Source organism: Mesorhizobium sp. P160187 (assembly GCF_057766425.1).
This window is the reverse complement of the sequence record NZ_JBYMDX010000004.1, coordinates 741426-754747: the sequence shown is the minus strand read 5'-3', so window position 1 is coordinate 754747 and position 13322 is coordinate 741426. Positions and strand designations below refer to the sequence as shown.

The 13322-nt window shown below is 64.2% G+C and carries 10 protein-coding genes; 5 read left to right on the top strand and 5 right to left on the bottom strand.

Features of this window, described 5'->3' with window-relative positions:
• Positions 1–68 precede the first annotated feature (68 nt).
• Positions 69–1031: a hypothetical protein gene (locus AC3CCE_RS20705; RefSeq protein ID WP_023815388.1), complete on the bottom strand. Its 963-nt coding sequence runs from the start codon at positions 1029–1031 to the stop codon at positions 69–71.
• A gap of 165 nt (positions 1032–1196) precedes the next feature.
• On the opposite strand from AC3CCE_RS20705, the gene AC3CCE_RS20700 reads away from it, so the two are divergent.
• Both AC3CCE_RS20700 and AC3CCE_RS20695 read left to right on the top strand, forming a co-directional pair.
• Entirely contained in the window at positions 1197–1781 is a 585-nt protein-coding gene (locus AC3CCE_RS20700) for a nitroreductase family protein (RefSeq protein WP_023738986.1), read from the top strand.
• A gap of 108 nt (positions 1782–1889) precedes the next feature.
• Entirely contained in the window at positions 1890–3791 is a 1902-nt protein-coding gene (locus AC3CCE_RS20695) for a CASTOR/POLLUX-related putative ion channel (RefSeq protein WP_352625704.1), read from the top strand.
• Here the strand turns inward: AC3CCE_RS20695 and AC3CCE_RS20690 are convergent.
• Positions 3788–4663, bottom strand: a complete 876-nt coding sequence (locus AC3CCE_RS20690; RefSeq protein ID WP_352511677.1) for an HpcH/HpaI aldolase/citrate lyase family protein — start codon at positions 4661–4663, stop codon at positions 3788–3790. The genes AC3CCE_RS20695 and AC3CCE_RS20690 overlap by 4 nt on opposite strands.
• The gene (locus AC3CCE_RS20685) at positions 4663–5247 is read right to left on the bottom strand and encodes a MaoC family dehydratase (RefSeq protein WP_488377188.1); all 585 of its coding nucleotides are present in this window, start codon (positions 5245–5247) and stop codon (positions 4663–4665) included. Before AC3CCE_RS20685 ends, AC3CCE_RS20690 begins: the two co-directional genes overlap by 1 nt.
• Positions 5248–5327: 80 nt before the next feature.
• Between AC3CCE_RS20685 and AC3CCE_RS20680 the strand changes: the two genes are divergently transcribed.
• Positions 5328–6449 carry a DUF2336 domain-containing protein gene (locus AC3CCE_RS20680; RefSeq protein ID WP_352459097.1) on the top strand — a complete coding sequence of 374 codons (1122 nt, stop codon included), beginning with the start codon at positions 5328–5330 and terminating at the stop codon, positions 6447–6449.
• Positions 6450–6453: 4 nt separating this feature from the next.
• On the opposite strand, the gene AC3CCE_RS20675 is transcribed toward AC3CCE_RS20680, so the two are convergent.
• Complete coding sequence (locus tag AC3CCE_RS20675) at positions 6454–8523, bottom strand: FUSC family protein (protein WP_352511674.1); 2070 nt, start codon at positions 8521–8523, stop codon at positions 6454–6456.
• Positions 8524–8625: 102 nt separating this feature from the next.
• Positions 8626–10680, bottom strand: coding sequence for a DNA topoisomerase IV subunit B (gene parE, locus AC3CCE_RS20670; protein WP_352511673.1), 2055 nt, complete (start codon positions 10678–10680; stop codon positions 8626–8628).
• A 257-nt stretch (positions 10681–10937) separates the two neighbouring features.
• On the opposite strand from parE, the gene cpaB reads away from it, so the two are divergent.
• Positions 10938–11843, top strand: coding sequence for a Flp pilus assembly protein CpaB (gene cpaB / locus AC3CCE_RS20665; protein ID WP_352511672.1), 906 nt, complete (start codon positions 10938–10940; stop codon positions 11841–11843).
• Positions 11844–11921: 78 nt separating this feature from the next.
• The gene (locus AC3CCE_RS20660) at positions 11922–13322 is read left to right on the top strand and encodes a type II and III secretion system protein family protein (protein WP_031193121.1); all 1401 of its coding nucleotides are present in this window, start codon (positions 11922–11924) and stop codon (positions 13320–13322) included.

Genomic DNA, 13322 nt, shown 5'->3' with positions numbered 1-13322 from the left:
CCGGTGCCTAGAAACGAATCGCAAGGTCGATCCGTCCGGCTGTGGCTTCGGGCTTATGAGTCCACAACCTAGTCGGCGCCTTCCTCCGGATCGATCGCAGAGGCATCAGTGGCCAGCACCTCGATCTCCTGGTTCTGCCCGGCGACCACGGTGAAATCCTTCTGGTAGATGCGGTCGCGGTTCTTGGCGATGATGGTGTATTGGCCTTCGGCCAGCACCATCGAGGCGAAGGCGCCGACGGCCTCCTTGATCGGATCGCCGGATTCGTTGAGCAGCGACCAGGATGTATCGGCGATGGCCTCGCCGCCGGTCTCGCGCACCAGCTTCATGGTCTCCTCCGCCGCGCGATGCTCGACGGTGGCTTCGGTCAGCTTGCCGGCCTCGACGCGGATGTCGGAGCGAATGACGGCATTGACCGCGCCATAGGTGGAGACGACATGATAAACGCCGGCGTTGAGCCGCACGACGCTGTTCGGCTCGACATCGGGAATGATCAAAGCGCGGTCGCCATTGGCCTCGGCGGTGCCCTCATAAATGGAGAAGCGCAGTTTTTTCGGCGGAATACGCACGCCGCCCGACAGCACCGCGTCGAGCTTGAGGCCGCCGGCATCGAGCACCAGGCTTTCGCGCCTGGCGTCCTTGCCGACGGTGATGCGCTTGGTGGCGCCGGCGCGTCCGTAGGAGGCGTGGACCAGATAGCTGCCGGGTTCGAGCTGGAACACGGCGCTGCCGCCATGCGCGGAAGCCACCATCGGCAGCTTGCCGTCGCCGGCGGCCTCGGGCTTGAAGACGCGCCAGACGATGCCGCGCGTGATGTCGGCGCCCTTGTCGGTCAACTGCGCCGACAGCGTTATGGCACCGCCGCCACCGAGTGCCAGCGGCGTCTCGCCCTTGGGCGGTGCATAGCTCGAAATATCGGGGAGTTTCAGATTGCCGATGCCGTCGGCATTCTGCGCCATGGCCATCGAGGCCGGCGCAAACAGCGCTACGGCGAGCCAAATCAGGAAAAGGCGCGATGTCCCCTCAAACATGCCTTGCGTTGAAGCCCAAGGCGGTGGCAATTTCAAGGCTTAAGAGTCCGACCGCCTTGGCAACAGGTTCTTTCGTCCGGCGCGCCCGCGCCAATGCCCGAGCCGCCCCGATCCGCAATGGCGCGCTTCAGCTCAAAATCGAGTGCTTTAGGAGACCTGGCCCCCATGGCGTCGCCGATCATCGACTTCCTGCTGACCCGAAACTCCGCACCGATTCCTGAATTGAAGGAACCGGCGCCCAGCGATGGCGATATCGCGACCATGATCGCGGCTGCAAGCCGGGTGCCCGATCACGGCCGGCTGGAGCCGTGGCGCTTCATCCTTTATCGCGGCGAGGCGCGCGTCGAGATCGGCAGGAAGCTGGCGGCACTCGCCGAACAGCGCGAAGGACCGCTGCCGGAAAACCGCCGCAACCAGGAGCTGGCTCGGTTTTCGCGTGCGCCGCTGGTGATCGGCGTGGTCTCGAGCCCGAAGGACAATCCAAAAATCCCGCAATGGGAAATGTTCCTGTCCGGCGGCATGGCGGCGATGAACCTGATGATCGCAGCCAATGCGCTGGGCTACGGCACCAACATGATCAGCAACTGGTATTCCGACGTGGCGGAGGGCCGGGCGCTGCTGGGACTGGCGCCTCAGGAACGTGTTGTCGGGTTTATCCATATTGGCTCCTATCAGGGACCGGCGCCGGAACGGCCGCGGCCCGATCCGGCAAAGCTCTATGCCGATTATGCGGGGCCGTGGAACGGCTGACACCCGAAAGCGATTCCCCTTTATTTAAACACAGGCTAAGACAGCGGCTTCGGCGATGCGTTGGGGTCGGCGCATCGACCATGGGGAATATTGGGGGTTGCCGGCGACATGAAGAAACGAGACTCGCTGGGAACCCGGCTGCGCTACGGGTTTGACAAGAGCATGGCCGCCGGCCCGATCGCGCTGATCGGCTGGCTCGCCGTTGCTTCGCTGCTGATCATCATTGCCGCCGCGGCTTTCCTTGCGGTGACCCGCATTGCGCCGGAGGGCGGCGAGCCGTTGAACTTCTTCGAAGCGTTCTGGGAATCGCTGATGCGCACGCTCGATTCCGGCACGATGGGCGGCGACACCGGCTGGGCCTTCCGTCTCGTCATGCTGTTCGTCACGCTTGCCGGCATCTTCGTCGTGTCGGCCCTCATCGGCGTGCTCAGCGCCGGCGTCGACAGCAAGCTCGATGAATTGCGCAAGGGTCGTTCCCGGGTGCTGGAGAGCGACCACACCATCATCCTCAACTGGTCGCCATCGATCTTCGACGTCATCTCCGAACTCGTCATTGCCAATGCCAGCCGCCGCCATCCGCGCATTGTCGTCATGGCCAATAGGGACAAGGTCGCAATGGAGGACGAGATCGCCGCCAAGGTCGGCAGACTGGGCAATACACGCATCATCTGCCGCAGCGGCGACCCGACCGACCTCTACGATCTGGCCATCGTCAACCCGCAGACCTCGCGCTCGATCATCGTGCTGTCGCCGGACGGCGACGATCCGGATTCGCAGGTCATCAAGACGGTGCTGGCGCTGGCCAACGACCCGAACCGGCGCACGGCGCCCTATAACATCGCCGCCGAGATCCGCGACGGAAAGAACGCCGAGGTCGCCCGCGTCGTCGGCGGGGCGGAGGTGCAGCTTGTCCTGGCCGACCAGCTGATCTCGCGGATCGTCGTGCATTCGAGCCGGCAGTCGGGTCTCAGCGGCGTTTATTCGGAGCTGCTCGATTTCGACGGCTGCGAGATCTACACCACCGAGCAGCCTGATCTCACCGGCAAGACCTTCGGCGAGGCGGCGATGGCGTATGAGCATTGCGCGCTGATCGGGCTCTGCGACGAAAAGGGGTGCGTCAACCTCAACCCGCCACCGGAGCTGGTGATCGGCAAGGACATGCGCGCCATCATCATTGCCGAGGACGATGCGGCCATCAAGCTGGGAAGCGCGGCGGCCAAGATCGATACCGCGGCGATTCTTCGCCATCAGCCCATTGAGGCGAAGCCGGAGAGCACGCTGATCCTTGGCTGGAACCGGCGCGGTCCGATCATCACCTATGAACTGTCGCGCTACGTCGCGCCGGGTTCGATCCTGACCATCGCCGCCGATACGCCAGGCCTCGAGCAGGAAGTTGCCGGCCTGCCGGTCGTCGGCGACAATCTGTCGGTTTCCTGCCGCATCACCGACACGTCGAGCAGCACAGAACTGGCAAGCCTGGACGTGCCTTCCTACGACCACGTGCTCGTCCTCGGCTACAGCGAGACCATGGCAGCGCAGCCCGCCGATACGCGCACGCTGGTGACGCTGCTGCATCTGCGCAAAATCGCAGACGATGCCGGCACGCACATCTCGATCGTCAGCGAGATGATCGACGTGCGCAACCGCGAGCTGGCGGCGGTGACCAAGGCCGATGATTTCGTCGTCAGCAACCGGCTGGTCAGCCTGATGCTGGCGCAGGCTTCGGAGAACCAGCATCTCGCCGCGATCTTCGATGACCTGCTCGACGAGGAGGGCTCCGAAATCTACATGCGTCCGGTCGGCGACTATGTCGCCATCGACCAGCCGGTGACGTTCTGGACGATCGCGGAATCGGCGCGGTTGCGCGGAGAGATCGCCATCGGGCACCGGCGCGTTCGCGCCGCGCAGAGTGATGAGCGGGCGCTGGGCGGCGTCACCGTCAACCCGTTGAAGTCGCAAGCGCTGGCCTACCTGCCTGAGGACCGGGTCATCGTGCTGGCGCGGGACTAAACCCCGACTGCCTTGGCGCGAGCCAGAAGCCGTTCGGCGAGCCTGAGATGCGGCCGGTCATACATCTTGCCGTCAATGCCGACCACGCCAGGATTTCCGGCCGCCTCGAAAGCCGCGACGATGGCCCGCGAGCGCTCGACCGCCTCGGCCGATGGCGTGAAGGCGGCGTTGATGACCGGCACTTGCGCCGGATGGATCGCCATCTTGCCGGCAAAACCATCACGCTCGGCCTCCGTGCATTCGGTTTCGAAGGCGGCCATATCACGAAAGGCGGGGAAAACCGTGTCGATCGCCGCGACTTCGGCTGCGCCGGCGGCGAGGATGGTCATGGTGCGGGCAAGGCGGAAGACATCGGTGTATCGACCGTTGTCGTCGCGCGCAGCCCGCGCACCGATCGCCGCGGACAGATCTTCGGCACCCCAGGTGAGGCCGGCAAGCCGGGCGCTTGCCCCGGCGTAGGTCGCGGCGGCCAGCAAACCGGCAGCCGTCTCGGTGATGATCGGCAGGATCTTGATCGCGCCATCCGGCAATCCGTTTTCGGCCTCATGCACGCGGAGCTTTAGGGATAGCTGCTGAACATCCTGGCCGCTGTTCGACTTCGGCAGCATGATGCCGTCGGGCTTTGCAGGAACCAGCGCGGCCAGATCATCGTCGGTCAATCTGGTCGAGAGATCGTTGACGCGGATATAGATGGCGGAGCTTGTCTGCTGCCGATTGCCGGCGATAAAGCGTGCCGCGATGTCGCGTGCCGCCGCCTTGTTTTGTGGCGCCACGGAATCCTCGAGATCGACGATGACCACGTCGGCGCCGGCGCCAAAGCCTTTGTCCAGCTTCTTTTCGGAATCGCCGGGCACAAACAGCAGCGAGCGCATCAGGCCGCCTTTTTCATCATCATCGCCTGGCGCGTGCACTTGGCGACGAGCACTTCGTTCTGATTGTAGGCGCGATGCTCGAACTCGACGATGCCGCGGTCCAACCTGGATTTCGATTCCCTGGCTGAGATCACCGTCGTTTCGACACGGATGGTGTCGCCGTGGAAGACCGGGTGCGGAAACACCGTCTCCCTCATGCCGAGATTGGCAATTGTGGTGCCGACGGTGATGTCATTGACGGAAATGCCGATCATCAGGCCGAGCGTGAACAGCGAATTGACCAGCGGTCTGCCCCATTCGCTCTTGGCGGCGAAGTCGAAGTCGATGTGCAGCGGCTGCGGGTTCAGCGTCATCACCGAGAACAGCATGTTATCGCTTTCGGTGACGGTCTTGCGCAGCGTGTGCCGAAAGACATGTCCGACGACGAACTCTTCGAGATAAAGCCCGGGCATCGTTTTTCTCCTCCGCTGCCTGACGGTTGATAGGCGCTGCCCATGCCAGCCGCAAGTTTTAAGTCTTTGTTTTGATGCATGTCGTTGCCTCGAAACCGGGGCCACTTTCGAGCGACATGCATTAACAAACATGGTGAACCGTTCGTAAACCATTTCTGCCTATGGTCATTCCTGGGGCCGGAAGCTTTCCGGCAAGGGGCGTAGCAGGCAGTATGGTTGTCTCGCATTTTCTCAAATGGATCTACACCGCGAGGGTTTCGGAGCGCGCCGCAGCGGCGAGCGCGCTGGCCCGCGCCTACGTCAATTCCGACCTGCCTTTCGAAGACCGTTGCGCTGCCGAAGCGGCGCTGACGCTGCTGCTCGACGACGCCTCGTCGAAGGTGCGGCTGGCGATGGCCGAAGCGCTGTCGATGAGCCATCACGCGCCGCTGCAGATCATCAGCGCGCTTGCCTCCGATCAGCCGGAAGTGGCAGCCTTGGTGCTGGCGCGGTCGCCGCTGCTCACCGATGCCGACCTGATCGACCGCGTCGCGGCCGGGCACAAGGCGACGCAAAAACTGATCGCCGACCGGCCGGTCGTTTCGATGGCGGTTGCCGCGGCAATCGCCGAGATCGGCGAACCGGAAGCGTGTGCGACGCTGCTCGCCAATGACGGCGCCGATATAGCCTCACTCTCTTTCCGCCGCATCGCCGAGCGGCATGGCCATATCGCTCATTTGCGCGAGGCAATGGTCACGGATGTGCGGCTGCCGGCCGACTGCCGGCACATGCTGCTGGTCAAGCTCGGCGAAACGCTGAAGGCTTCGCCGCTGGTGATGGCGCTGATGGGGGCGGCCAGAGCCGAGCGCGTCACGCGCGATGCTTGCGTCAAGGCTTCGGTGCGGCTGGTCGAAGGCACGCGCACTGAGGAACATGCGGCACTCATCGAACATCTGCGCCTGCGCGGCGACCTGACCGCAAGTTTCATCATCCGTGCCATTGCCCACGGCAAGGTCGACTTTTTCGGCTCGGCCCTGGTTGCGCTCAGCCAGCAGTCGGAGCAGCGGGTGCGGGCCTTGCTCGCAGGCGGCCAGGACGTTGCGTTGCAGGCGCTCTTCCGCAGCGCCGGCCTTGCCGCTTCCACCCATGGCATCATCCTGCGCGCGCTCAAAATCTGGCGCGAGGTCGCCAACGGCAAGCGCCTCGCCGGCGTGCAGGAGGTCAGCTGGCTGATGCTGAAGGAGCTCGGCGGTCCGGCCACCGAGGGCGATCTCGCCGGCCTGGTCAAGTCGATCCACCTCGACGCGCTGCGGGAAAACGCGCGCGGGCATGCGCTGGCGATAGCCGCGGCCTGACGCCCTAAACTCGGTCCTTGGCGAAGAAATCCGGGAAATCCTCGATCGCGGCGGCGATGATGCGCAGCGAGGCTGCGATCTGCAGCATATCCGCACCGCCGCTGCGCTCTGAAAGGCTGGCTGCATATTGCCGGGCCACAGTGACAGTTGCTGTCTGTGGATCGCCGGTTGCGCGAAAGAGCAGTTCACGCGCGAGGCCGCGCAGGAAATTGGCGATCGAGAGCGCGGTGTCGGTAGGAGTGGACGGCCTCTGCTGCGCGGCGCGCAGGCGCAGGATTTCGAGGCCGACGGTAACGGCGGCGACCCCGCCGCCCAGGATCGCATCGCCTTTCCTGCCGGCATTTTGCAAGAGCGGCATCAGCTGGTTGATGCGGTCATAGGCCAGACTCTCGAAGGCCGAACGCCGCGGCACCCGCTCATGCAGGCACAGCCGCGCCAGATCCTCGCGCATGGCGCGCACGATGCGGTTGGCCGCGCGCCATGGATCCACCGGCAGCACCACGATGAAGACGCCGATAGCCAGCAGGATGCCGACCAGCACCGACGCCGAGCCGGCGAAGAACGGGCCTGGGGCATAGGTCATCGCCTGATGCGGGCTGAGGAAGGCGAGGAAATTGATTGCAAAGGCCGTCGCCACGCCGACGGTGCGCGGATTGGCCATGCCCAGCGCCGCCGGTACCAGGATCGGCACGACAAACAGCGTGAACCAGCCGAAGCCGGGCAAAGCAGGCAGCGCGACCTGGCCAACAAGGAAGGCAAAGGGCAAAGCCAGCAGCGTACCCTTGAAGAAGCCCCAGGACACCCGCACCGGGTCAGGCCGCGCGGCGAAAAGACTGGAGACGACCGCAACGAGGATAACGGTGCCGGCCGCATCGGACCATTTCGTCGTCAGCCAGAAGGCGGCGACCGCCAACGTGGCAAGGGCGGCGCGTATGGCATTGCGCGAAGCCCCGGGATAATCGCGGTGCACCACCAGCGCAGGCGGCTGCCTGTTGCTCCGGATAGGGCGCGTCACCGGTGCGCGCAGGGCGTCGAGGCCGCGCAGCACCTGCTTGAAGGCTTCGGCGAAATCGGCGGCGATGGTGAGGCGGGTTATGGTGCCGACCCTGTCGTCGCCCTGATCGGTCGAGGCGTCGGGCATTTGCCGGGCCTTGCCGGCGATGGCGTCAAGTCGCGTCACCCAGGGCGACGTGTCGTCCAGCGCCTCCGGCGTGGCTGCCAGCTCGCTGACCAGCGACTGCAGTTCGGAGCGCACCGGAATGAGGGCTGCGCTTTTCGGCGCGGCATGCGAATGCAGCGCGCGTGCCGCCGACAGCGCCGACAGAAGCTGACCGATGGTGAGGCGGACCGGATGGGCGCGGGTGGCGAAGCTCGGTGCTTCGAGCCGAGCATAGGTGCGCATCTCGGCCAGCGTCTGGGCGTCGCTGATCAGCTTGCGGTGCAGGCCGGCCAGCGTCGCCGGGTCGCCGCCGGAAAAAGCGCCGCCTGCATAGGTTGCGAGGTCGAGGATGCTGCGCTTCAACCTGGAGATGATGGCATCAGCGGCCAGCTTGGGCAGGATCAGCCGGCTGGTCAGGCCGGCGCAGACGATGCCGAGCACGATCTCGGCGCAGCGCGCGACAGCGAGATCGACGACCACATGCGGCTGGCCGAAAGCCGGCAGCCCAATGATCATCGCGGTATAGCCGGCAAGTGCGGCGCCATAGGCTTCCGGATTGCGCAGCAGCGACGAAACTAGCGTGCACAGCCCAATCCAGACGGATAGCGCCATGACCAGCAGCCAGGGATTGGTGCCGAAAACCGAGGTGATGCCGATCGCCGCAAGTCCACCGGCCAGCGTGCCGAGCAGCCGGTAAAACCCTTTCGCCAGCACCATGCCGGCGACCGGCTGGGCGACGATGAAGACCGTCATCATCGCCCATTGCGGGTGGTCGAGTTTCAACGAGTAAGCAGCGAGAAGCGCGATCAGACCGGCCGAAACCGTGCGCAGGGCGAAAATCCAATCCGAGCGCGTCGGCTGCGTCAGGCCCGCCAAACTGGTTTCGAAGTCGCTCTTCAGCCGCGCCCAGATCACAAGCTGGTCTCCGTATCGGAAGCGCAGGCTAGAGCAATTGCAGGAAAAGTGTGAAACGGTTTTCCGCCCGGAACTGCGTCAAAACAAAGAGTCGGCCGGCGCTCAGATATCCAGCACTTCCGTCGCGGCGAATTCGGCGCGTTCTTGGATGAAGCGGAAGCGGGCTTCCGGCTTGGTGCCCATCAGCGCGTCGACCGCATCCTTGGTCGCGGCCACGGCGTCGATGACATCGACCCTGAGCAGCGTGCGCTTCCTCGGGTCCATGGTGGTTTCCTTGAGCTGCGCGGCCATCATTTCGCCCAAGCCCTTGAAACGGCCGATCTCGACTTTGGCGCGGCCGGTGAATTCGGTGCGCAACAGCTCGTCCTTGTGCGCATCGTCCCTGGCATAGGCAACCTTGCCGCCTTGCCGGATCGAATAGAGCGGCGGCACGGCCAGATAGAGATGGCCGCCATTCACCAGGTTCGGCATTTCCTGGTAGAAGAAGGTGATCAGCAGCGAGGCTATGTGAGCGCCGTCGACGTCGGCGTCGGTCATGATGATCACGCGGTCGTAGCGCAAATCCTCATCGCGGTATTTCGAGCGCGTGCCGCAACCGAGCGCCTGAATCAGGTCCGAAATCTGCTGGTTGGCGGCGAGCTTGTCGTTGCCGGCGCTGGCGACGTTGAGGATTTTTCCGCGCAGCGGCAGCACCGCCTGGCTGGCGCGGTCCCGCGCCTGCTTGGCCGAGCCGCCGGCCGAGTCGCCTTCGACGATGAACAATTCGGCGCCCGCGGCGGCATTCTGCGTGCAGTCGGCGAGCTTGCCGGGAAGGCGCAGCTTGCGCACCGCGCTCTTGCGCGACACTTCCTTTTCCTGGCGCCGGCGCACCCGCTCGTCGGCGCGCGCAATCACCCATTCCAGCAGCTTGGAGGCTTCCTGCGGATTGTCGGCCAGCCAGTGGTCGAACGGATCGCGGATGGCGGTCTCGACAATGCGAATGGCTTCAATCGTTGCCAGCCTGTCCTTGGTCTGGCCGACGAATTCCGGCTCGCGGATGAAAACCGACAGCATGCCGGCCGCCGAGATCATGACGTCTTCGGAGGTGACGATCGAGGCGCGCTTGTTGCCGACCAAGTCGGCATAGGCGCGAAGCCCGCGCGTCAGCACATTGCGAAAGCCGGCCTCATGCGTGCCGCCTTCGCCGGTCGGGATGGTGTTGCAGTAGGAGTTGACGAAGCCGTCACCGCCGAACCAGGTCACCGCCCATTCCAGCGAACCGTGGCCGCCCTGCTTCTCGCTCTTGCCGGCGAAGATTTCGCGGGTCACCTGGAAATCATCGCCGAGCGATGCCTTGAGATAGTCCTTCAAGCCGCCGGGGAAATGGAACTCCGCCTTGGCCGGCGTCTGGTCCTTTTCCTTGATCAGCGATGGGTCGCAGCTCCAGCGGATCTCGACGCCGCCGAACAGATAGGCTTTCGAGCGGGTCATGCGATAGAGCCGTGCCGGCTCGAAGGCGGCGCCCTTGCCGAAAATCTGCTCGTCGGGATGGAAGCGGATTTTGGTGCCGCGCCGGTTGTGCACTTCGCCGAGCTGCTCCAGCCCACTCACCGGAACGCCGCGCGAGAACCTTTGGCGGTAAAGCTGGCGACCGCGCGCGACTTCGACTTCGAGATGGTCCGACAGCGCATTGACGACCGAGACGCCGACACCGTGCAGACCGCCGGAGGTTTCATAGACCTTGCTATCGAACTTGCCGCCCGAATGCAGCGTCGTCATGATGACTTCGAGCGCCGGCTTCTTGAATTTCGGATGCGGATCGACCGGGATGCCGCGGCCATTGTCGGTAACGGTCAGAAACCCGTCGGCCGACAGCTCGACATCGATGAAGGTGGCATGGCCGGCGACCGCCTCGTCCATCGAATTGTCGATGACCTCGGCGAACAGATGGTGCATCGCCTTGTCGTCGGTGCCGCCAATATACATGCCGGGACGGCGCCGCACCGGCTCCAGCCCCTCCAGCACCTCGATGTCGGCGGCGCTATAGCCCTCGCTGCCGTCCTTGGTCGCGGCAGGACGCTTCGTGGCCTGCACCAGCGGGTCGGCCGGGCGCGAAGGTGTCCGAGCCGGTGGGGGCTGCTTTTCCAGATTGCCGAAAAGATCGTTGTTGTCGTCCATGCCTGCCATAGAATCCGGTGCCGCGAATCACCCGTCGATACTGCCACGCTTTTCGGCGCCAAGCGACGGAAGTTCCTGTTACGTTCGGGGATTAAACCCTTCTTATCCTAAAACCTTTCGATAACCAAGCCGGCGGAAATAGGTCCGTGCGGGGCGGCCGCGATTCCTGAATCTTTAACAAAGCGGCCTAGCGTCGCCTCAACAAAACAAAAGACCACGAATGTCAGGGGTTGGTTGTGAGGGGCAAGGCCATAACGATGATTGGCATCGCTGCCGTCTTCGGCGCGATTTCAATCTTTGCCGCGGATTTCTGGGTGAAAAGCCAGGCCAAGGCCGATGCCGAAGAGAAAACGGCGTCGATCCCGGCGCCCGCAGCCCCCAAGGTCGTCTTCAAGACCATCGTGGTGGCCAACGCGCCGCTGCGTTACGGCATGGAGCTTGACCGGGCGCAGCTCAGCGAAATCCCATGGTCCGAGGATTCGGTGCCGCAGGGCGCGTTCACCACAGTCAATGCATTGCTCGCCGAAGGCAGCCGCGTGGTATTGTCGCCAATCGAGATCAACGAGCCGGTGCTGATCAGCAAATTGTCGGGGCCGAACGGCCGCGCGACGCTGTCCAACATGATGACGCCCGGCATGCGGGCGGTGACCATCCGCACAGACGAGATCGCCGGCGTCGGCGGCTTCGTCATGCCGGGCGACCGGGTCGACGTGGTGCTGACACGCGATGCGGGCGAAATCCAGGAAGTGGCCAAGAACGCGCAGGGCGCTGCCGGATCGACCGTTACCTCCGAGATCGTCGTCTCCGACGCCAAGGTGCTGACCGTCGGACAGGGCGCCGACGAGCGCCAGACCACGCCGCAGATCGCCAATTCCGTGACCATCGAGGTGACGACCGAAGGCGCGCAGAAAGTGGCGCTTGCCCGCACCGTCGGCACCTTGTCGCTGTCGCTCCGCTCGGCCGCCGACGGTGGTGCCGCCAAGGACGGCGTCACCACCATCTCGTCCTTCGGCGGATCGGTCGCCTCCGGCGTCCAGGCCGCTGCCGGCGCGCTGTTCACTGCCGCGACCAAGGAGCCTGAGAAGCCGAAATTCAAGACGATCATCGTGACGCGCGGCACGCAGGTCGAAGAATACCAGGTTCCTGCGCGGGACCAGCAATAACTGCCGGTGGGGACCGGGCGAAGGACGGGACAGATGTCGGGACTTCATGCATTTCAGACGACGAAAGGGCTGCGCCCAATGCGGGCGCTTGCGGTGGGGGCTTGCCTTGCCGCGGCCGTAATGCTCGGCCTCAGCGCGCCAGCGAAGGCCGACAACGATATAGTCCATGTCTCGTCGACAACGAATGCGTCGATCAAGGTGGCCAAGGGCAAGCCGAAGACGGTCATGACCAATGCCGCCTTCTACCAGATCGTCATCGGCGATCCGGAGATCGCCAACGTCAATCCGCTGACCGACAAATCCTTCTATGTGCTGGGCAACAATCTCGGCACCACCGGCATCGCGCTGTTCGACGAGAACAAGCAGCTGGTCGGCACCGTAGACATCGAGGTGACGCTGGACACCGACCAGCTGGCCAGCACCATTCGCGCCAGCGTGCCGGACGCCAAGATCAAGGTCGGCTCGGCCAATGGCCGCGTCGTGCTGTCGGGCGAGGCCGATGACGCGGTCGCCGCCGAGAAGGCAAGCAAGATCGCCAGCCGCTTCTCCGGCAATGAGGAAGTGATCAATTCGGTCAACATCTCGTCCTCGCAGCAGGTTCAGCTCAACGTCCGCTTCGTCGAGATCAATCGCCAGGCCGGACAGGATCTCGGCGCCAAATACAGCGCCAATTTTGCTTACGGCATTGGCGGGCGCGATGTCACCATCGAGCCGGGCTCGGTGCCGGGAGCCGGCAATGGCGAGATCATCGGCCGGCTGCTGTCCAACGGCCTGTCGATCGACGTCGCCATCAAGGCGCTGGAGGAACGTGGCCTTGCCCGGCGGCTGGCAGAGCCGAACCTGATCGCCCGCTCGGGCCAGACGGCAAGCTTCCTCGCCGGCGGCGAGTTCCCGATCCCGGTCTCCGAGGACAATGGCAAGATTTCCGTCAGCTACAAGAAATACGGCGTCAGCCTCGACTTCACGCCGACGGTTCTCAAGGACGGGCTGGTCAGCCTCGACATCGCGCCGGAAGTGTCCTCGATCGATGCTTCGGCCTCCTACAATATCGGCAATATCTCGGTGCCGGGCTTTATCGTGCGCCGCGCCAGGACATCGGTCGACCTGAAGAACGGCCAGAGCTTCATGATCGCCGGCCTGCTGCAGTCACAGAACGACATCACCACGTCGCGTCTTCCCGGCCTCGGCAAGCTGCCGGTGCTCGGCTCGCTGTTCTCCTCCAAATCATATCAGCGGCGCGAGACCGATCTGGTGATCATCGTCACCCCCTATCTGGTCAAGCCGGTCGATCCGTCGAAGAAGCTGCTCGAGCCGACCGACGGCACGCAGCCGGCCAGCAATGTCGACTATTTCCTAAACAACACCGAGGAAGTGAAATCATCCGACGCCAATCGTGCAGTGGCAATGGCCAGCGGCAGTACGGCACAGCCGGCCGCGGTCACCACCGTCGGGCATTTCCTCGACCTGCCGAAGGATTGA

What these genes read in the sequence shown, in the direction of transcription:
- AC3CCE_RS20690 (WP_352511677.1), bottom strand. Translation starts at nt 4,663, where the DNA reads ATGCGCTCGCTGCTGTTTGTGCCCGGCGATTCCGAAAAGAAGCTGGAC.
- AC3CCE_RS20685 (WP_488377188.1), bottom strand. Translation starts at nt 5,247, where the DNA reads ATGTTTGTTAATGCATGTCGCTCGAAAGTGGCCCCGGTTTCGAGGCAA.
- AC3CCE_RS20695 (WP_352625704.1), top strand. Translation starts at nt 1,890, where the DNA reads ATGAAGAAACGAGACTCGCTGGGAACCCGGCTGCGCTACGGGTTTGAC.
- AC3CCE_RS20660 (WP_031193121.1), top strand. Translation starts at nt 11,922, where the DNA reads ATGCGGGCGCTTGCGGTGGGGGCTTGCCTTGCCGCGGCCGTAATGCTC.
- AC3CCE_RS20700 (WP_023738986.1), top strand. Translation starts at nt 1,197, where the DNA reads ATGGCGTCGCCGATCATCGACTTCCTGCTGACCCGAAACTCCGCACCG.
- parE (WP_352511673.1), bottom strand. Translation starts at nt 10,680, where the DNA reads ATGGACGACAACAACGATCTTTTCGGCAATCTGGAAAAGCAGCCCCCA.
- cpaB (WP_352511672.1), top strand. Translation starts at nt 10,938, where the DNA reads ATGATTGGCATCGCTGCCGTCTTCGGCGCGATTTCAATCTTTGCCGCG.
- AC3CCE_RS20705 (WP_023815388.1), bottom strand. Translation starts at nt 1,031, where the DNA reads ATGTTTGAGGGGACATCGCGCCTTTTCCTGATTTGGCTCGCCGTAGCG.
- AC3CCE_RS20680 (WP_352459097.1), top strand. Translation starts at nt 5,328, where the DNA reads ATGGTTGTCTCGCATTTTCTCAAATGGATCTACACCGCGAGGGTTTCG.